Annotated in this window: 18 protein-coding genes; 12 read left to right on the top strand and 6 right to left on the bottom strand. The window is 71.5% G+C overall.

Going from position 1 to position 18,155, the window contains the following annotated elements:
• Positions 1–80 precede the first annotated feature (80 nt).
• The 9 genes from IF00_RS0114635 to IF00_RS0114595 all read left to right on the top strand — a co-directional run bounded on the left by IF00_RS0114635 (position 81) and on the right by IF00_RS0114595 (position 7,789).
• Positions 81–326, top strand: coding sequence for an acyl carrier protein (locus IF00_RS0114635; RefSeq protein WP_078944685.1), 246 nt, complete (start codon positions 81–83; stop codon positions 324–326).
• Positions 323–1,540 (top strand): beta-ketoacyl-[acyl-carrier-protein] synthase family protein, encoded by a 1,218-nt coding sequence (locus IF00_RS0114630; protein WP_030318142.1) that lies wholly within the window; start codon positions 323–325, stop codon positions 1,538–1,540. The genes IF00_RS0114635 and IF00_RS0114630 overlap by 4 nt, the downstream gene beginning before the upstream one ends.
• 15 nt (positions 1,541–1,555) lie before the next feature.
• Entirely contained in the window at positions 1,556–3,460 is a 1,905-nt protein-coding gene (locus tag IF00_RS0114625; RefSeq protein ID WP_063740655.1) for an acyl-CoA dehydrogenase family protein, read from the top strand.
• Between the two features lie 2 nt (positions 3,461–3,462).
• The gene (locus tag IF00_RS0114620) at positions 3,463–3,903 is read left to right on the top strand and encodes an acyl-CoA thioesterase (protein WP_030318139.1); all 441 of its coding nucleotides are present in this window, start codon (positions 3,463–3,465) and stop codon (positions 3,901–3,903) included.
• Positions 3,904–4,206: 303 nt separating this feature from the next.
• Entirely contained in the window at positions 4,207–4,371 is a 165-nt protein-coding gene (locus IF00_RS46115) for a hypothetical protein (RefSeq protein WP_167346861.1), read from the top strand.
• A 9-nt stretch (positions 4,372–4,380) separates the two neighbouring features.
• A complete protein-coding gene (locus IF00_RS0114610) occupies positions 4,381–4,674 on the top strand; it encodes a Dabb family protein (protein ID WP_030318138.1) in 294 nt (97 codons plus the stop codon).
• A gap of 223 nt (positions 4,675–4,897) precedes the next feature.
• A complete protein-coding gene (locus tag IF00_RS0114605) occupies positions 4,898–5,743 on the top strand; it encodes an RNA polymerase sigma factor SigF (protein ID WP_030318136.1) in 846 nt (281 codons plus the stop codon).
• A gap of 235 nt (positions 5,744–5,978) precedes the next feature.
• Positions 5,979–6,884 (top strand): RNA polymerase sigma factor SigF, encoded by a 906-nt coding sequence (locus tag IF00_RS0114600; RefSeq protein WP_030318134.1) that lies wholly within the window; start codon positions 5,979–5,981, stop codon positions 6,882–6,884.
• A 50-nt stretch (positions 6,885–6,934) separates the two neighbouring features.
• Entirely contained in the window at positions 6,935–7,789 is an 855-nt protein-coding gene (locus IF00_RS0114595; protein ID WP_245234532.1) for a hypothetical protein, read from the top strand.
• Here the strand turns inward: IF00_RS0114595 and IF00_RS0114590 are convergent.
• Positions 7,776–8,714, bottom strand: coding sequence for an oxidoreductase (locus tag IF00_RS0114590; protein WP_030318130.1), 939 nt, complete (start codon positions 8,712–8,714; stop codon positions 7,776–7,778). The genes IF00_RS0114595 and IF00_RS0114590 overlap by 14 nt on opposite strands.
• A 100-nt stretch (positions 8,715–8,814) precedes the next feature.
• Between IF00_RS0114590 and IF00_RS0114585 the strand changes: the two genes are divergently transcribed.
• Complete coding sequence (locus IF00_RS0114585) at positions 8,815–9,504, top strand: TetR family transcriptional regulator (protein WP_030318129.1); 690 nt, start codon at positions 8,815–8,817, stop codon at positions 9,502–9,504.
• Between the two features lie 105 nt (positions 9,505–9,609).
• Here IF00_RS0114585 and IF00_RS0114580 read toward each other — a convergent pair whose 3' ends face one another.
• Positions 9,610–9,843, bottom strand: coding sequence for a hypothetical protein (locus IF00_RS0114580; protein WP_030318127.1), 234 nt, complete (start codon positions 9,841–9,843; stop codon positions 9,610–9,612).
• 214 nt (positions 9,844–10,057) lie between these two features.
• On the opposite strand from IF00_RS0114580, the gene IF00_RS0114575 reads away from it, so the two are divergent.
• Positions 10,058–10,501: a MarR family winged helix-turn-helix transcriptional regulator gene (locus IF00_RS0114575; RefSeq protein ID WP_030318125.1), complete on the top strand. Its 444-nt coding sequence runs from the start codon at positions 10,058–10,060 to the stop codon at positions 10,499–10,501.
• A gap of 96 nt (positions 10,502–10,597) precedes the next feature.
• Positions 10,598–12,136 carry an MDR family MFS transporter gene (locus tag IF00_RS0114570; RefSeq protein ID WP_466412015.1) on the top strand — a complete coding sequence of 513 codons (1,539 nt, stop codon included), beginning with the start codon at positions 10,598–10,600 and terminating at the stop codon, positions 12,134–12,136.
• Between the two features lie 107 nt (positions 12,137–12,243).
• Here IF00_RS0114570 and IF00_RS0114565 read toward each other — a convergent pair whose 3' ends face one another.
• The 4 genes from IF00_RS0114565 to IF00_RS0114550 all read right to left on the bottom strand — a co-directional run bounded on the left by IF00_RS0114565 (position 12,244) and on the right by IF00_RS0114550 (position 18,140).
• Positions 12,244–13,026 carry a TetR/AcrR family transcriptional regulator gene (locus tag IF00_RS0114565; protein WP_030318121.1) on the bottom strand — a complete coding sequence of 261 codons (783 nt, stop codon included), beginning with the start codon at positions 13,024–13,026 and terminating at the stop codon, positions 12,244–12,246.
• Positions 13,027–13,061: 35 nt separating this feature from the next.
• Entirely contained in the window at positions 13,062–14,588 is a 1,527-nt protein-coding gene (locus tag IF00_RS0114560; RefSeq protein ID WP_030318119.1) for an MFS transporter, read from the bottom strand.
• Positions 14,589–14,667: 79 nt separating this feature from the next.
• Complete coding sequence (locus IF00_RS0114555; protein WP_030318114.1) at positions 14,668–16,872, bottom strand: ArnT family glycosyltransferase; 2,205 nt, start codon at positions 16,870–16,872, stop codon at positions 14,668–14,670.
• Complete coding sequence (locus IF00_RS0114550; protein ID WP_051820253.1) at positions 16,869–18,140, bottom strand: bifunctional glycosyltransferase family 2/GtrA family protein; 1,272 nt, start codon at positions 18,138–18,140, stop codon at positions 16,869–16,871. The genes IF00_RS0114555 and IF00_RS0114550 overlap by 4 nt, the downstream gene beginning before the upstream one ends.
• Positions 18,141–18,155 lie beyond the last annotated feature (15 nt).

The raw sequence follows: 18,155 nt of genomic DNA, 5'->3' as shown, positions 1-18,155 counted from the left end.
CGCCGGTCATCGCGTCGGTCACGACACCGACTCCGCCGCCCACCGCACACACAACCACCGTACAGACAAAGGGAGAAGAGATGAGCAGCAGCATGCACGACTCCGTGGCCGAGGTCATGGCCAACCGCTTCGGCATGGACCGGGACATCGTTGTCGCCGACGCGACGTTCGACGACCTGGGCCTGGACTCGCTCTCGCAGATCGAGCTGGCCACCGCGCTGACCAAGCAGCTCGGTGTCGAGCTCGACGACGACGAGATGGCCGAGCTCTCGACGGTCGGCGAGATCGTGGCCCTCCTGGAGAGCAAGGGCGCCGTCGCCCGATGAGCGGCTTCCCGGCGCTCGTCACGGGAGCGGGGCTCGTCACCCCGGCCGGAGTCGGCGTGAAGGCGAACTGGGACACCGTGCTGGCGGGCCGGCCGACGGCCGCCCACCTGCCGGAGCTCGACGGCCTTCCCGTCACGATGGCCTGTCAGGTGCCCGACTTCTCCCCGCGGGAGCTGGGGCACGGCTCCTGGCAGTGGGACCGCTTCACCCAGTTCGCCGTCGTCGCCGCGCGCGAGGCCCTTGAGCAGGCCGGGCTGACTCCGGGCGGGTGGGCGGACTCCTCCCGGGTGGCGGTGATCATCGGCTCCGGGGCGGGCGGCACGGCCACCCTGGAGGCCCAGCACCGGATCCTCCTGGAGGAGGGTCCCTCTTCGGTGTCCCCCCTGACCCTGCCGATGGGTCTGGTCAACATGGCGGCAGGCCAGGTCGCGATCGACATCTCGGCCAACGGCCCCTGCCTCGCCCCGTGTACGGCCTGCGCGGCCGGCGCGAGCGCGCTCGGCATCGGCCGGGAGCTCCTGCGGCAGGGTGTCGTGGACGTCGTCGTCGCGGGCGGCGCCGAGGCACCGATCACCCCGCTGTACGTCTCCTCCTTCGCCCGGATGCGCGCCCTGTCCCGGCGCTCGGACGATCCGGCGACGGCCTCCCGTCCGTTCGACGCGGGACGGGACGGTTTCGTCCTGGGCGAGGGCGCCGGGGTCCTGGTCCTCGAGACCGAGGAGCACGCGGCCGCCCGCGGCGCCCGCCCGCTGGCCCGGCTGACCGGGTACGGCGCCTCGTCGGACGCGCACCACGTCACGTCGCCGCACCCGGAAGGGCGCGGCGCCGAACTGGCGATGCGGGCGGCGCTCGACGATGCCGGCCTGACCCCCGGCGACGTGGACTACGTCAACGCCCACGGGACCTCGACCCCGCTCAACGACGTGACCGAGGCCGGGGTCGTCAGCCGTCTGCTGGGCGACGGGGTGGCGGTGAGCTCCACCAAGGGGGTGACCGGTCACCCGCTCGGTGCGGCCGGCGCCGTCGAGGCGGCGTACTGCGTGCTCGCGATCCGCGACGGGCTGATCCCGCCGACGGCGGGGCTCGTCGATCCGGACCCCCGGATCGCGGTCGATCTCGTACGCGGCACTGCCCGCACGGGGCCCGTCCGCGCGGCCCTGAGCAACTCGTTCGGGTTCGGCGGCCAGAACGCCACGCTCGTCTTCACGGCCTGACCGGAGGAGGAATCCATGGGGACCGCGACGCAGACCGAGCCCCGGCACGGCACCCGGGGTGGGACCGTCGGCGCCACCACGCTGTCCGGCCTCCTCTTCGACGGGGAGTACGAGGAGACGCACCGCGACATCCGCGCGGTGCTCTTCGACCCGGCGTTCGACCCCCGTGAGGGTCTGACCTCGGTGGAGGCCGGGAAGCTGACGTACACGCGCTCGCGCGTGCTGCACCGGGATCTGGAGCGGCCCCGGGACATGCTGCGCCGCCCGCGCCGGCTGTTCGCCCTGGCGGAGTGGGCGCCCCTCCTGGACCCCGCGGTCTTCTCGGTGCTCCTCGTGCACCACAACCTCGCCCTCGGCACGGTCCTCGACCTCGGCGCGGGCCGGGACGACATCGAGGACCACGTGGAGGAGCTCGACCGGCTCGACTCCTTCGGTCCCTACATGGCGACCGAGCTGGGGTACGGGAACAACGTCGCGGCCCTGCGTACGGAGGCGGTGTACGACCCGGAGACGGAGTCGTTCGTCCTCGACACCCCGGACGCGGGCGCGCAGAAGTTCATGTCCGCGACCGGCTTCACGGACCTGCCGAAGCTCGCGGTGGTCCTGGCCCGCCTCAAGGCCGACGGCAGGAACCACGGGGTCCACGCGTTCCTCGTGCGGATCAGCGACGGCACCGGGCCGGCCGAAGGGGTGCACATCACGCCCGCTCCCGAGCAGCCCGTCCAGGGAGTGGACCACGCGCTCACCCGGTTCGACCGGGTCGTCGTCCCGCGCCGCAACCTTCTGTACGGCGAGAAGGGCGGGTTCTCCCCCGACGGATCGTTCCTGCCCGGCGGCGGGAACCTGCGCCGGCGCTTCCTCCACACGATGAGCCGCATCCAGCCGGGCCGGCTGTGCGTGGCGAGCGCCGCCGTCGGGGCCGGGAAGGCGAGCGTCTACACGGCCCTGCGGTACGCGGAGACCCGGCTGACCAACGGCCCCGGGCGGGGCAGCGTGCCCGTACTGGACTACCGGAGCCACCAGCGGGACCTCTTCCCCGCGCTGGCGAAGGTGTACGCGATGAATCTGCTCCTGAACCACGCGAAGCGGGAGTTCGAGGCGCACCCCGGCCCGGCGTCGGACGAGCTGAACCATCTGATCTCCCTCACGAAGGCGCTCTCCACCTGGGAGATGAGCGAGGTCGCCGGGATCTGCCGCGAGCGCTGCGGAGCACAGGGCGGGTTCCGGGTGAACCGGATCGCCGAGTACGGCTCGCTGCTGCACGGGCTCGTCACCGCCGAGGGCGACAACCAGGTGCTCCTCGCGACGACGGCCGGCCAGCTGCTCACCGGGGAGGACCGCCCTCTCGCGGCCGGGCCCGCGAAGGCGGCGGACGACGTCGAGGACCCCCGCGTCCAGCTGGCGCTGCTGCGCCGGCGTGAGGACTCCCTGCACCGGAAGGCGCGGGCGGACATGGCGGCGTCGGAGGGCACGTACTTCGACGCCTGGAACGGTGCCGTGAACACCGCCCTCGACATGGCCCGTACCCGCGGGGTCCGCCTCGCCCTGGAGCAGCTCGCCGCGGCGGTCCCCGCCCTGGCCGACGAGCGGGACCGGACGGCCCTGGGACTGCTCGCCTCGCTGTACGGACTCGTCGAGATCCGCCGGGACGCCGGCTGGTACCTGGCCGGGGGCCTGGTGACCGGGGCAGCGGTCGAAGGGCTGTCCGCGGCCGTGGACGGGCTCTGCGAGCGGCTCCGGCCGCACGCGCGACGTCTGACCGAGGCGTTCCGGCTCACCCCGGAGCTGCTCCGCGCGCCCCTCGCGTACGACGACCCCGAAGCCGCGTTCCTGCTCCGGACCGGCGCGAGCGGCCCCACCGGCCGGTCCGGCGCGGCCGGCCCCGCGACGACGCCCCCTCCGCGTACACCCGGGAAGTGACGATGACACGGCACACGTACCCCTGCCCGGTCCGCTGGTCGGACATGGACGCCTACGGAGTGGTGAACAACGTCTCCCTGCTGCGCTGTCTGGAGGAGGCCCGGGTCGACTTCATCTTCCGCCTGGCGCCGACCCGTGGCGACGCCTTCTTCCGCGGCGGTTCGGTGGTCGTGGAGCACCGGATCCGCTATCTGAACCAGCTGGTGCACCGGCACGAGCCCGTCGACATCGAGATGTGGGTCTCCGGCCTCACGTCGGCGACGGTCACCGTCGACTATCTGATCAAGGACGGCGAGAAGGTCTACGCGAGCGCGTCGACGGTCATGGCTGCGTTCGACTACGGGAAGGGCCGTCCCCGCCGGATCAGCGAGGCCGAGCACGCCTTCTTCGAGAAGTACCTCGGGGAACCGGGCCGGGCGAGTCTGGCCCCGAGCCCGGTCTGATCGACAGGACACCCCCAGGACGGGGGGAGCGGCATCGGGGGGACAAGCCGCTCCCCCCGATGAGAACCGGTCCTACCGGCCCGCGCCGCAGTCAGGGGGAAGCTCGCGGCGCGGACCCCGCAGTGCGGGCCGGTTCCAGGAGCCCTTCCGATTCCTGCCAGATCCTCCGGGCTCGCCCTCCATCCTGCTCCGCCGTCACCCTTCCGGGGGGCGGCGAAAGGCCTCGATCGCCGGGCCCTTGGTCCATAAGGCCTCGGTTAGAGTGGCGCGGTCGTACGGCGGGGGAACAGGGGAGAGCTGGCAATGGCGCAAGCGAAGAAGGTCGCGCTCTACGCGGTCTCGGTCTTTGTGCTGTACACGATCATCACGTCCCCTGCCCGGGCCGCCGATCTCGTACAGGTAGGGTTCGAGGGCATTTCCAGCGCCGCCCAGGGTGTCGGCGAGTTCATGACCGAACTCATCAACTAGGAGCCCTTCGTGATCCGCCATCTGGTCCTCTTCAAGCTCAACGACGGTGTCGCCCGCGACGAGCCGCGTGTCGTCGCCGGTGTCGAGGCGTTCCGTGCCCTGGGCGACCAGATCCCGGAACTGCGCTTCTGGGAGTGCGACTGGAACATCACGGACCGGCCGATCGCGTACGACTTCGCCATCAACTCGGCCGTCGAGGACACCGACGCGCTCCAGCGCTACCTGGACCACCCCGCGCACCAGGCGGGTGTCGCCCAGTGGCGCGAGTTCTCCACCTGGGTGATCGCGGACTACGCGTTCTAGGCCTCGGCCGACACCAGGCCCCCCGCCGTCGAGGTGGGGGGCTTTTCCGTGCGTGATTCCATGCGTGACCTCCCCTTTTTCCGTCACTATGCCCTCAACACGTCACTATGCGGTGCTTGCACACAGTGGACATGTCTTGTGATGCTATGACCGCTTTTGACGGATGAGTTGACCGTAGTTGACCCAGTCGACCAGCAAGACCAGCCAAAGGGGTGGCGTGAACGTGCCGGCCAGTACAGCGCCTCAGGTCCCGCCCCAGCACGAGGCAGGCGGCGCGGAGACCCCCCGCCCCCGCCCCCAGAGCACCCGCGGCGCCGACACCCGCGCCCTCACCCAGGTGCTCTTCGGGCAGCTAAAGAACCTGGAGCCGGGCACTCCGGAGCACCACCGGGTGCGTGGGGCCCTCATCGAGGCCAACCTGCCGCTCGTCCGGTACGCGGCGGCCCGCTTCCGCTCCCGCAACGAGCCGATGGAGGACGTCGTCCAGGTCGGCACCATCGGCCTCATCAACGCCATCGACCGCTTCGACCCCGACCGCGGTGTCCAGTTCCCGACGTTCGCCATGCCGACCGTCGTCGGCGAGATCAAGCGGTACTTCCGCGACAACGTCCGCACCGTGCACGTGCCCCGCCGCCTGCACGAGCTCTGGGTCCAGGTGAACGGCGCCACCGAGGACCTCACGACCGCCCACGGCCGCTCCCCCACGACCGCCGAGATCGCCGAGCGGCTGCGGATCGGCGAGGACGAGGTGCTCGCCTGCATCGAGGCCGGACGCTCGTACCACGCGACCTCCCTGGAGGCCGCACAGGAGGGCGACGGGCTGCCCGGGCTGCTCGACCGGCTCGGCTACGAGGACCCCGCGCTGGCCGGCGTCGAGCACCGCGACCTCGTCCGGCACCTGCTCGTCCAACTGCCCGAGCGGGAGCAGCGGATTCTGATGCTGCGTTACTACAGCAATCTGACGCAGTCCCAGATCAGCCAGGAACTCGGCGTCTCCCAGATGCATGTGTCAAGGCTCCTCGCCCGCAGCTTCGCGCGTTTGAGATCCGCAAACAGAATCGAGGCGTAGCTGAATCGGGTAGACCGGTTCGGAGCAGTTCTGCGGCGCACCAAATGCCGTACACCCCTTGTTTCCTGCGGATATGCACCCTCGGCTTGTCGACAAGTCACTACAGCGTGTTGCCGACATGTGACATTCTGCTGGAACCGAGTTTGCCGCAGCCCCGCCGCCGGTATTCAGGTGGTGGCTGCGTTCCTCAGATGGTCGCGGCCACCGCGACCGTCCGCGACCTCAAGGGGGTGGCATGTCCACAGAACTGGGCAGCTCGAAGGTGCTCACGCTCACGCCCGTTCCCGTGCCCACGCAGACGACGGCGCCGACCGCGACCGACAGCGCGGAGGCCACGCCTCCGCCGATGGTCGTCACGTCGGGAGCCCTCGACACCCGCACCCTCTCGCGCTCCCTCTTCCTGAGGCTGCGCGCCCTCGACACCGAGGGCGCCGCCGCGGACAGCCCGGAGCGGACCTACGTCCGCGACACCCTCATCGAGCTCAACCTCCCCCTCGTGCGGTACGCGGCGGCCCGCTTCCGCTCCCGCAACGAGCCGATGGAGGACATCGTCCAGGTCGGCACCATCGGCCTCATCAAGGCGATCGACCGCTTCGACTGCGAGCGGGGCGTGGAGTTCCCGACGTTCGCGATGCCGACGGTCGTCGGTGAGATCAAGCGCTTCTTCCGTGACACCTCCTGGTCGGTCCGCGTCCCGCGCCGGCTCCAGGAGCTGCGCCTCGCCCTCACCAAGGCCAGCGACGAGCTCGCGCAGAAGCTCGACCGCTCTCCCACCGTGCCCGAACTCGCCGCTGTGCTGGGGGTGTCGGAGGAGGACGTCGTCGACGGCCTGGCCGTGGGCAACGCGTACACCGCCTCCTCGCTCGACTCCCCCTCGCCCGAGGACGACGGCGGCGAGGGCTCCCTCGCCGACCGCCTCGGCTACGAGGACACGGCGCTCGAAGGCGTCGAGTACCGCGAGTCGCTCAAGCCGCTGCTCGCCAAACTCCCGCCCAGGGAGCGGCAGATCATCATGCTGCGCTTCTTCGCCAACATGACCCAGTCGCAGATCGGCGAGGAGGTCGGCATCTCCCAGATGCACGTCTCCCGGCTGCTGACCCGCACCCTCGCCCAGCTGCGCGAGGGCCTCATCGCCGACTGAGTTCCGCGAAGGGCTCCCTTGTTGACGGATCGTCAGACAGACTGGCGGTCATGAGGCGAAGGAAGCCCGGACTCGTGGCGGTGGCGCTCTGCCTCGGCGGGGCGCTGACCGCCTGTGGCGGCGGAGGAGACGGCGAGGGGTACGCGGCGGTGGGCGCCGGCCCCTCCCCGGGAGCGGCGGGCACCCCCTCGGGAGCGGTCACCCTGGTACCCCTGGACGGCCCCACGACGAGCGGGGACACGTCCAGCACGTTCTCCCCGTCACCGGAACCGGGCACGGACGCGGGCGGCGCGGCCCCTCCACCGCCGGTGGACGGCACCACGACGCCCCCGGGCACATCCGGATCCTCCGGCACCGGATCGAGTACGGGGTCGGGTACGGGCTCCGGCACGGCCCCGACGACCACACCGGGCAGCGGCTCGGGCTCCGGTACGGGCTCCGGCTCCGGCTCCGGCTCCGGCTCCGGCGGTACGGGATCGCACCCCGGCACCGGCGCCCCTCCCCGTACGCCCTCCGCGCCGCCCGCCAAGCCCGCGCCGGGCACCACCGCCCCGGCACCCCCCTCGACCCCGGCGCCCACGCCGACGCCCGCCCCCGGGCCCGCCGTGCTCACCGTCTCCGCGCCCGTCCTCGCCGACGGCGACCGGCGCTGGTGCGAGAAGGTGACGGTCACCTTCCGGAACAGCGGGGGAACGGCCGCCCGTTCGGGCACGGTCACCTTCGCCACCCACGTCATCGGGGCCCTCGGCGTCGACTGGGCGACGCTCACGTCCACGGGGCCCTTGCCGGCGCCGATCGCCGCGGGGGCGGCGCGGACGGAGACGTACACCGTGTGCGTGGACTCCTGGCGGGTGCCGCTCGGGATGCGGATCGACACCCGGAAGGTCTCCGCTACCTGGCAGTGACCGGGAAGCTCACCCCGGTCAGGCGCTCCGAGAGTTCCCACAGCGCGCGCCCCGTCCCGGGGTCGGCCGCCGCGGTGGAGAGGTGCACACGGGTGGGCGCTCCGCGCAGCTCACCCACGCCGTCGGGTCCGATGAACTCCCCTCCCCCCAGGCCGGGCTCGGTCGCCGCGTACAGCTGCGGCAGCGCTCCCCGCTCGGGGCGCTGGGCGAGCAGCGGGTTGCCGATCCGGCCGAAGGCCAGCTTGACGAGGCCGGACGCGTCCCGGGTCTGGAGCCGGGTCGCCGTGTAGCCGGGGTGGGCGAGGACGCTCCGGACCGGGCTGCCGGACGCACTCAGGCGCCGGTGCAGTTCCTGCCCGAAGACGGCGTTGGCGAACTTCGACTGGTTGTAGAAGGTCATGGGCGCGTAGCCGCGCTCACCGGTGAGGTCGTCGAGGCGGAGGCTGCCCTGGCGGTGGTTGATCGAGCTGACGGTGACCACCCGGGGGTCCCGCCCGGCGGCGAGCATGCCGAGCAGCAGTCCGGTGAGCGCGAAGTGGCCGAGGTGGTTGACGGCGAACTGGACCTCGTGGCCCTGGGGGCTCAGGGTGCGGGGCGGCGCCATCACCCCCGCGTTGTTGACGAGGACGTCCAGGCGCGGGTGCTCCTCGCGCAGCCGGCCGGCGAAGGTGCGCGCCGAGTCGAGGTCGGCGAGGTCGAGCGGGCGTACGGCGAGCAGGCCCGGCGCGATCCCGGCCGCGACGAGCTCGTCGACGGCCCGGCGGCCCTTCTCCTCGTCCCGTACGGCGAGGATCACGCGGCCGCCCCGGCGGGCGAGCTCCCGGGTGGTGGCGAGGCCGAGGCCGCTGTTGGCCCCGGTGACGACGAAGAGCCGCCCGGTCTGGTCCGGGATCCGGTCGGCGGTCCAGCGCTGCTTCTTGGTCATACGGCACACGCTGCCGCTTGTGTCACTGAGTGTCAAGCATGGAATTGAGTGACATAGAAGCGTCTCCGCGCCATCAAAGGCACCACGGTACGATTCGACCGTGAGCACCCGCCCCGAAGCAGGTCCCGACCTCGGCCAAGCCCCCGACCCGGGTCCCGTCCGAACCCCCGGCCCCGGCCCCGCCCCCGTCAGCCTCGCCCAGCGCAAGCGTCAGCTCGTCGCGACCGAGCTCACCGAGGCGGCCCTCCAGCTGCTCGCCCTCAGGGGCTTCGACGCGGTCACCGTCGACGAGATCGCGACCACCGCCGGGGTCTCCAAGCGGACCTTCTTCCGGTACTTCGCGTCCAAGGAGGACGTGGTCGTCCAGTTCCTGGCCGGCATGGGCGCCGACATGCGCACGGACCTCGCCGCCCGGCCCGCCGGGGAACGCCCCTCCGAGGCGCTCCTGCACGCCGTCTCCGTACCCCTGACGATCTGCGGCGACCACGCCGACCGGGCCCTGCCCGTGGTCCGGCTGATCCTGCGCACCCCCGCCCTGCTCGCCCGCTTCCTGGAGCACCAGGCGCGATGGCGGGAGGACCTGACGCAGGAGCTGGCGGCCCGCCTGGGCCGCGACGCCCGGGCCGACCTCTACCCCCGGCTGGCCGCGGGCATGGCGCTCGCCGCCTTCGACGCCGTACTGCACCGGTGGAGCGAGGGCGAGGAGGCGGGCGGTTCCGCGGACCCGGGCGCCCTGATCGGAGAGGCCTTCGCGGTGCTCGCGCCCGCCCTGGACTCCGTCACCCCCTGAGCGCCCGCGCCGAAGCACGGGCCCCGAGCGCACGAAAAGAAAGGTGGGCCGGGTCCGCGTGACGCGGATCCGGCCCACCCGGGGGCTCGGTGAAGGAGAGGTCGGTCAGCCCAGGGCCAGCCAGGCGACGGCCGCCAGGACGACGATCACCGCGACCACGCCGACGATCAGGCCGACCTTGGGGCCGCCCGACGCGGCCGCGACCTGCGGCTGCCGCTGCTGCGGGGCGCCCTCGTCGACGAAGGCGCGGAACATCTGCGTGTTGCCGGCGGGGTCGTAACCCTCGGGGCCCTGCGGGGGCTGGCCCTGGCCGTACGGTGCTTGGGGGTTGTGTGCCATGGGTCAGGACCCTAGCGAAGTACGGCTGAGGGGCCCAAGCCCCGTACCCCCACCTCTGTGGAACCGTCCGCGACCCACACCTCCGCTCCACCTTTGCCTATTCTTTAGCGCCGTTTGACCGATTTAGTTTGCCTGGAGCAACCATCGATCTCTATGGTTGCCCTAAGCAACAACATCTGGGGAGTGCCCGATGGACGACTCGATGGACAGCTCGATGGACCGGGGCAATCGCTACGAGAACCTCGCCCGCCAGGTGAGCGCCATCGGAGCGGTGAAGCGCGGCCTCGGGAGGGTTCTGCCCGCCGAGTGCCCCAGCGGATCCGCCATCGTCCTCGCCCTGCTCAACCACCACGGCGACATGCGAATGGGCCGGGTGGCCGAACTGATGGCCGTCGACATGTCGGTCAGCAGCCGTCACGTGGCCCACACCGTGGACCGCGGCTGGGTCGAGCGCCTGCCCGACCCGGCGGACCGGCGTTCCCGGATCCTGCACCTGACCCGGGCGGGCGAAGACATGCTCGCCGTCCTCGACCGACGGCTGACCGACATGCTCGCCCGCACCCTCGCGGAGTGGTCCGACGACGACGTCGAACTGCTCACCACCCTGCTCGCCCGCCTCCGCGATTCCTTCGGGGACTGCCGGGCCCACCACGCTTGAGAACGAAGGAACTTGATGGCTACGACCACCACACCAGAGACCGGTGTGAGCGGCGGGAGCGCCAAGCAGGGGGACACCGCCTCCGGCGGCGCCCCGATGACGCACAAGCAGATCATGGAGGCGCTGTCCGGGCTGCTGCTCGGCATGTTCGTCGCCATCCTGTCCTCGACGATCGTCTCCAACGCCCTCCCCCAGATCATCACCGACCTCGGGGGCGGCCAGTCCGCCTACACCTGGGTGGTCACCGCCGCACTCCTTTCGATGACCGCGACCACCCCGCTCTGGGGCAAGCTCGCCGACCTCTTCTCCAAGAAGCTGCTCGTCCAGATAGCCCTGGTCATCTATGTGGCGGGCTCGGTCGTCGCCGGCCTCTCGCAGAGCACCGGCATGCTCATCGCCTGCCGTGTCGTGCAGGGCATCGGCGTCGGCGGTCTGACCGCCCTCTCGCAGATCATCCTGGCCGCGATGATCGCCCCGCGTGAGCGCGGCCGGTACAGCGGCTACCTCGGCGCGACCTTCGCCGTCGCCACCGTCGGCGGCCCGCTGCTCGGCGGTGTCATCACCGACACCGACTGGCTCGGCTGGCGCTGGTGCTTCTACGTGGGCGTGCCCTTCGCGATCATCGCGCTGATCGTCCTGCAGAAGACCCTCAAGCTCCCCGTCGTGAAGCGCAAGGTCAAGGTCGACTGGGCCGGCGCGTTCTTCATCAGCGCCGCGGTCTCCCTGCTGCTCATCTGGGTCACCTTCGCGGGCGACAAGTACGACTGGATGTCGTGGCAGACGGCCGTGATGGTGCTCGGCGCGATCGCGCTCGGCGGGATCTTCCTGCTCGTCGAGTCGAAGGCGAGCGAGCCGATCATCCCGCTCCGCCTCTTCCGCAACCGCACGATCACCCTCGCCTCGCTCGCCTCGCTCTTCGTGGGTGTCGCGATGTTCGCCGGCACGGTCTTCTTCAGCCAGTACTTCCAGCTGGCGCGGAACGAGTCGCCGACGATGTCCGGCGTCCTCACCATCCCGATGATCGCGGGCCTGTTCGTCTCCTCCACCGTCTCGGGTCTGATCATCACCAAGACCGGCCGGTGGAAGGCGTGGCTGGTCAGCGGCGGCGCCCTCGCCGCGGGCGGTCTCGGCCTGCTCGGCACGATCCGCTACGACACGGAGTACTGGCACATCGCGCTGTTCATGGCGGTCCTCGGCCTCGGCCTCGGCATGATGATGCAGAACCTGGTGCTCTGCACGCAGAACCAGGTGGCCCCCGCCGACCTCGGCGCCGCTTCCTCCGTCGTCACCTTCTTCCGCTCCCTGGGCGGTGCGATCGGTGTCTCGGCGCTCGGCGCGGTCATGGCCCACCGGGTCACGGACTACGTCAAGGAGGGCCTGACCGAGCTCGGCCCGAAGGCCGCGGCGGCCCTGGGCCAGGGCGGCTCGGGCGGCGGGATCCCCGACATGGACAAGCTGCCGGCCCCGATCCGCACGGTCATGGAGAGCGCCTACGGGCACGGCGTCGGCGACGTCTTCCTCTACTCGGCGCCGTTCGCGCTGCTGGCCTTCGTGGTGACGCTCTTCATCAAGGAAGTCGCCCTGAAGAGCAGCTCGGTGAAGGGCGACGAGAAGCCGGTGGCCGCGGAGGCCTAGAAAGACTCCCGGCCGCGCTTCGAGCGGAGGCGCGGCCGGGTCGAGTACGGAGCGGCGGGCAGGGGACGGCCCGCCGCTCCGTCGTGTCCGTGGTGTCCGTCGCTCCTTCAGGTGCCGGTCCCGGCGGCCGATTCCCGGGCCACCATCACCTCGATGCCGGCGACCAGGACGTCGAGGGCGTAGTCGAAGTCGCGGTCCCAGATCTCGGTGACGCTGCCGTGCGAGGCCCGCTCGTCGAGGAGGTCCGTCATCGGTTCGAGCGCCTCCATGAACTGCGGATCGTCCCGGAAGGCCTTGATCGACTCGCCGTAGAACTCGTTCTGCGACATTCCGGCCTGGGCCGCCCGGCTCTCGAACTGCGACTGGATCGTCCCGTAGCCGTAGACGAACTGGAAGACCGCCGACATGGCGCTCGGCTGGCGGTCCATCGGCAGCCCGGTGTCCCTGATGGTCTCCTGGATCTTGCCGCCCACGGCGATCGCGTGCGGTCCGATGTTCAGGTAGTACCCGGCGCAGGGCGACATCCAGGGGTGCCGGACCAGCATCCGGCGGTAGTCCAGGGCAAGCACCCGCATCCGGTCCCGCCAGTCCCCCGCGGCGTCGACCGCGGCGAGGTCGATCTCGCCGTACACCGTGTCGACGGCGTACTCGATGATGTCGTCCTTGGTGTCCACGTACCAGTACAGGGACATCGCGGTGACGTTCAGCTCGGCCGCCAGCTTGCGCATCGACAGCTTGGCCAGGCCTTCCTCGTCGAGCATCCGGATCGCGGCGGCGACGATCCGGTCCCGGTCGAGACCGGCCGGACCGCCGCCGCTCCGTGACGTCCGGGTCTCCAGCCAGACGCTGGAACGCGCCGGGTTCTTGGCCCGGTCGGCTGCCTTGACCATCGCGTTCCTCCGTCTGTCAGTTCTCCGTGACCATGCTAGGCAGCGATCGACTGCTCGGGTGTCAGCCTCTTCTCCGTCCGCTCGGCCCGCCGGAGCAGGGCCGCCGCCACCAGACCGCCGGCGAAGACGGCGATCGCGCCGACCAGCTGGCTGGTCTGGAGGCCGGAGGCGAAGGCGTCCGAGATCTCCCGCCGCTCGGCCTCGCCGCCGGCGGCCGCCAGGGCGGCCGGGAGGGAGGTCGCGGTGACGGCGACGAGCGCGGCGAAGCGGGCGTTGAGCACGGCGCCGAGGACGGCGACACCGAGGCCGTTGCCGAACTCGGCGAGGGTGCCGTTGATCCCGGCGCCCACGCCCGCCTTCTCCGGCGGGATCGAGCTCATGATCGCGTTGGCCATGGCCGGCGAGGAGACGGCGATGCCTCCGCCCATCAGGACGAGGCCGAGCAGCATGCCCGCGTAGCTTCCGTCGGTGCCGCCGCCGAGCAGCGAGATCGAGGTCAGACCACCGGCGACCAGGCTCATGCCGAGGACGACGGTGGGCGGGGTGCCCAGCTTCATGACGATCTTCGGGCCGATGCCGGTCAGGTTGAGACCGACGATCGTCAGCGCGAGCGGCGCCATCCGCAGACCGGCCTCCAGCGGCTCGTAGCCGAGCACGAACTGCAGGTGCTGGGTGAGCAGGAAGAGCGAGCCGCCCATGCCGAAGACGACCAGGATCGAGCCGCCGATGGCGCCGATGAACTTCTGGTTCCGGAAGAAGTGCATGTCGAGCATCGGGTACGGGGTGTGCAGCTCCCACAGCGCGAACGCGCCGAGACCGAGCAGCCCGATCGCGGCCGGGACCAGCACCTGGGCGGAGACCCAGCCGTGCTCGGGGCCGCTGATGATCGCGTACACGACGGCGGTCATGCCGATGGTGGAGAGCAGCGCGCCGAGCAGGTCGGGACGCTCACCCTGCGGGTTCTTGGACTCCGGGACGAGCTTCAGGACGGCGACCAGGGCCACGACCGCGACCGGGATGTTGATCAGGAAGATCATTCCCCACCAGAAGTGGTTGAGGATCACGCCGCCGATCAGCGGTCCGCCGGCGAAGCCGAGGGAGGCGACGGTGGACCAGAGCGCGATGGCCTTCACCCGCTCCGAGTCGTCGAAGATCTGCATGACGACGGCGAGGGTGGTGGTCATGAGCAGCGCGCCGCCGACGCCCATGCCCGCGCGGGCGGCGATCAGCTGCGTGGTCGAGTCGGCGAGTCCGGCGGCGAGAGAGCCGATGCCGAAGAGCGCGAGTCCGATCGCGAGCAGCTTCTTGCGTCCGTAGCGGTCGGCGGCGTTGCCCGCGCTGAGCAGCAGGCCGGACTGGACGAGCGAGTACGCGTTGATCATCCACTGGATGTCGGTGGTCGTCGCGTGGAGTTCGGAGGTCAGCGACGGGATGGCGACGCTGAGCACGGTGTTGTCGAGCAGCACGGTGAGCTGGGCGAGGCAGATGACGCCGAGGATCAGCCAGCGCTGAGGGTGACCGCCGGTGGCGGTCGGTTCGGTCGCGGCGGTCGTCGCCGTCATGGGCAGGGCTCCTTGTACGGTGTACGGGACTAGGTCTCGTACACCGTACAAGGACTCTTCTACGCTGTATAGCGCTTATTCACTTCCTGGCGGTCAGGTCGTAGAAGGTGGCGTTGCCGACCGTGAGCTTCTCGAAGGTCTCCGCGACCCAGGTGGAGATCTCCGAGTCGCCACCGGGTCCGCCGCCGCCGCCCATGCGGCCCCCGCCGTCCTCGCCGGTGCCCCCGCTCTCGCCGCTTCCGATGAAGTAGTGGATCTTCCCGTCGGCGACGTACTGCTGGAACTGCGCGAGCGTGGGGGACGGGTCGCTGCCGTTGAAGCCGCCGATCGCCATGACCGGCTTCTCGGTGGCGAGCTGGTAGCTGGCCGCGTTCTGGGCACCGACCGCGGCGGCGACCCACGTGTAGGAGTCGGCGTCCTTGAGGAGCGCGTCCTTCGCCTCCGTACCGACGCCGGCGCCGTTGAGCAGACCGCCCATGCCGCCGCCACCGCCTCCCGGGCCCCCGCCGCGGGTCATGCCCTGGAGCGGGGTGCCGCCGGGCATCTGGCCCTGGGGCTGTCCCTGGCCGTTGGGCATCGGACCGCCGCCCTGGCCGGCCTGACCGCCCTGGCCACCACCGGGACCTCCGGGCAGCTGACCACCCTGGCCACCGTCGGCACCTCCCGGCATCCGACCGCCCTGGCCACCGCCGGGGAAGCCCCCGCCCTCGAACAACCGCATGCCGCCACCGCCGCCGGGGCCCCGGCCGCCCATCGCGCCGCCCGCCGGGCCCGCCGTGACGATCGAGCCCTGGTGTCCGGCGTCCACCGTCGCCAGGGTGTACGCGAGCGGACCCGCGAGTCCCGCCGCCAGGCCGAGGCCCGCGACCCCGAGGCCGAGGCGCCGGTCCGCCCGGCCCACGCACAGCAGCCCCAGCGCGGCCACCGCGCCCGCGACCAGGACCGTCCAGCGCAGCCACGGCAGCCAGTCCGGCGTCCGTCCGAGCAGGGTCCAGCCCCACCAGGCGGTCACCGCCACCGTCACCGCGAGGGCCGCCGAGGCGAGCAGCCGGGTGCGCTCCTCCCAGAGCACGGCCGCGCCCATGCCGACGAGCGCCGCGAGGTACGGGGCCAGGGCCACCGTGTAGTACTCGTGGAAGATGCCGGCCATGAAGCTGAACACGGCCAGCGTGATCAGCAGCGACCCGCCCCACACCAGGAACGCCGCGCGTGCCGTGTCCGTCCTGGGCGCCCGCCAGGTGACGACCAGCCCCGCGACGAGCAGGATCAGCGCGGCCGGCAGAAGCCAGGAGATCTGGCCGCCGACGGAGTCGTTGAACATCCGGAGGACGCCGGTCTCACCCCAGCGGCCGCCTCCCATGCCACCGCCGCCTCCGCCGACGCTGCCGGTCTCGTTGCCGTTGATGCGGCCGAGGCCGTTGTAGCCGAAGGTCAGCTCCAGGAAGCTGTTGTTCTGCGAGCCTCCGACGTACGGGCGGGAGGAGGCCGGCCACAGCTCGACCAGGGCCACCCACCAGCCCGCCGACACCAGCATCGCGAGCCCCGCGAGGGCGAGACGACCGATCCGGCGCCCGATACCGCCCGGCGCGCACACGCCGTAGACGAGCGCCAGCGGCGGCAGGATCAGGAAGGCCTGGAGGGTCTTCGCCAGGAACGCGAACCCGAAGGCCACCCCGGCCCACACGAGCCACTTCGCCGCACCCCGGTCCTGTTCGAGGGCGCGCAGCACGCAGTACACGGCCACCGTCATGAGCAGGGCGAGCAGCGCGTCCGGGTTGTTGAAGCGGAACATCAGCGCCGCCACGGGCGTGAGCGCCAGGACGACACCCGCGATCAGGCCGGCACCCGCGCCGAACCGGCGTCGTACGGCCGCGTAGAGCACCGCGACGGTCGCCACGCCCATGAGGACCTCGGGCACGAGGATCTGCCAGGAGCCGAGGCCGAAGAGGCGGACGGAGAGTGCCATCGGCCAGAGGGCGGCCGGCGGCTTGTCGACGGTGATGGCGTTGGCCGCGTCGAGGGAACCGAAGAAGAAGGCCTTCCAGCTCTCGCCGCCCGCCTGCACCGCGGCGGAGTAGAAGGAGTTGGCGTAGCCGGAGGCGCTCAGGTTCCACAGGTAGAGCGCGGCGGTGACGGCGAGCAGGCCGAGGAACGCGGGCCGGACCCAGCGGGCGTCCTCTGCGCGTCCGTGCCACAGCCGGGTGAGCGGGCCACCGCGGGCCGGTGCGGCATGCGCCGCGCCGGCCGACGCGGCCGGGGAGATCTCCGGGAAGGTCGAAGTCATCGGTCGTTCCTTGAGGTGGGCCGCTCGGGGAAGACCCAGAGCCGGAAGAGGAGGAAGCGCAGGACGGTCGCGGCGAGATTGGCGACGACCAGGACGGCGAGTTCGGTGGAGTGCGCCGGATCGCCGGTCGCCGCGCCGAGGGCGGCGAGCGAACCGCTGGTCAGGGCCAGGCCGATGGCGAAGACCACGAGCCCCTGCGCCTGATGGCGGACGGCCCGGTCACGGCCCCGTACCCCGAAGGTCAGCCGCCGGTTGGCCGCCGTGTTGGCGACGGCGGAGACGAGGAGCGCGGCGGCGTTGGCGATCTGCGGGCCCACGCCGAGCCGGAAGAGCGAGTACAGGGCGATGTAGAAGAGCGTCGACAGGACCCCGACCACGCAGAAGCCGACCAGCTGCCGGGCGAGTCCGCCCGGCACACCGGTGAGTTCACGGTCCCGGGGGTCGTCCCCGAAGGGCCTGGCCAGCCGGTCGAGCGGCAGCGAACCCGTCGCGAGGGCGCGGCCCACCCGCCAGACGCCCTTCAGGTCGTCGGTGGCCGTGCTCACGATGTGCACGGTCGAGTCGGGGTCGTCGACCCAGTCGACGGGCACCTCGTGGATGCGCAGCCCGGCCCGCTCGGCGAGGACCAGCAGCTCGGTGTCGAAGAACCAGCCGGTGTCCTCCACCATCGGGAGCAGCCGCTGGGCGACATCGCGCCGGATCGCCTTGAACCCGCACTGCGCGTCGGAGAACCGGGCGGCGAGCGAGCCGCGCAGGATCAGGTTGTACGCGCGTGAGATGAACTCCCGCTTCGGGCCGCGCACCACACGCGAGGAGCGTGCGAGACGGGAGCCGATCGCCAGGTCGGAGTGGCCGGAGATGAGCGGCGCGACCAGCGGGAGCAGGGCGTTCAGATCGGTGGACAGGTCCACGTCCATATAGGCGAGGACGGGCGCGTCCGAGCCCGACCACACCGTCCGCAGCGCCCGGCCGCGCCCCTTCTGCTCCAGCCGTACCGAGCGCACCTCGGGCACCTCGGAGGCGAGACCGGCGGCGACCTCGGGGGTGGTGTCGGTGGAGGCGTTGTCGGCGACGGTGATGCGGAAGCCGTACGGGAAGGTCCGGAGGAGGTGTTCGTGGAGCCGGCGGACGCACGGCTCCAGGTCCTTCTCCTCGTTGTAGACGGGAATCACCACGTCCAGGACGGGGCGTCCCGCGATGTTCACCGGCAGGTGTTCCCGGGCGGGGAGGGCCCCGGACGTGGGCCCCGCGATCGTTGGGGTTCGCATGCCACCGACATTCGC

This window comes from Streptomyces flavochromogenes, from assembly GCF_000717595.1.
Taxonomy (GTDB): Bacteria; Actinomycetota; Actinomycetes; order Streptomycetales; family Streptomycetaceae; genus Streptomyces; species Streptomyces flavochromogenes.
The sequence above is the reverse complement of the archived record's forward strand: the minus strand, read 5'-3'. Positions and strand labels throughout refer to the sequence as shown.

Excerpts from the sequence above, each read along its gene's own strand:
- IF00_RS0114565 (WP_030318121.1), bottom strand. The coding sequence starts at position 13,026 with ATGGTCAAGGCAGCCGACCGGGCCAAGAACCCGGCGCGTTCCAGCGTC.
- IF00_RS0114630 (WP_030318142.1), top strand. The coding sequence starts at position 323 with ATGAGCGGCTTCCCGGCGCTCGTCACGGGAGCGGGGCTCGTCACCCCG.
- IF00_RS46115 (WP_167346861.1), top strand. The coding sequence starts at position 4,207 with ATGGCGCAAGCGAAGAAGGTCGCGCTCTACGCGGTCTCGGTCTTTGTG.
- IF00_RS0114570 (WP_466412015.1), top strand. The coding sequence starts at position 10,598 with ATGACGCACAAGCAGATCATGGAGGCGCTGTCCGGGCTGCTGCTCGGC.
- IF00_RS0114560 (WP_030318119.1), bottom strand. The coding sequence starts at position 14,588 with ATGACGGCGACGACCGCCGCGACCGAACCGACCGCCACCGGCGGTCAC.
- IF00_RS0114635 (WP_078944685.1), top strand. The coding sequence starts at position 81 with ATGAGCAGCAGCATGCACGACTCCGTGGCCGAGGTCATGGCCAACCGC.
- IF00_RS0114555 (WP_030318114.1), bottom strand. The coding sequence starts at position 16,872 with ATGACTTCGACCTTCCCGGAGATCTCCCCGGCCGCGTCGGCCGGCGCG.
- IF00_RS0114625 (WP_063740655.1), top strand. The coding sequence starts at position 1,556 with ATGGGGACCGCGACGCAGACCGAGCCCCGGCACGGCACCCGGGGTGGG.
- IF00_RS0114575 (WP_030318125.1), top strand. The coding sequence starts at position 10,058 with ATGGACCGGGGCAATCGCTACGAGAACCTCGCCCGCCAGGTGAGCGCC.
- IF00_RS0114600 (WP_030318134.1), top strand. The coding sequence starts at position 5,979 with ATGTCCACAGAACTGGGCAGCTCGAAGGTGCTCACGCTCACGCCCGTT.
- IF00_RS0114590 (WP_030318130.1), bottom strand. The coding sequence starts at position 8,714 with ATGACCAAGAAGCAGCGCTGGACCGCCGACCGGATCCCGGACCAGACC.
- IF00_RS0114595 (WP_245234532.1), top strand. The coding sequence starts at position 6,935 with ATGAGGCGAAGGAAGCCCGGACTCGTGGCGGTGGCGCTCTGCCTCGGC.
- IF00_RS0114620 (WP_030318139.1), top strand. The coding sequence starts at position 3,463 with ATGACACGGCACACGTACCCCTGCCCGGTCCGCTGGTCGGACATGGAC.
- IF00_RS0114550 (WP_051820253.1), bottom strand. The coding sequence starts at position 18,140 with ATGCGAACCCCAACGATCGCGGGGCCCACGTCCGGGGCCCTCCCCGCC.
- IF00_RS0114580 (WP_030318127.1), bottom strand. The coding sequence starts at position 9,843 with ATGGCACACAACCCCCAAGCACCGTACGGCCAGGGCCAGCCCCCGCAG.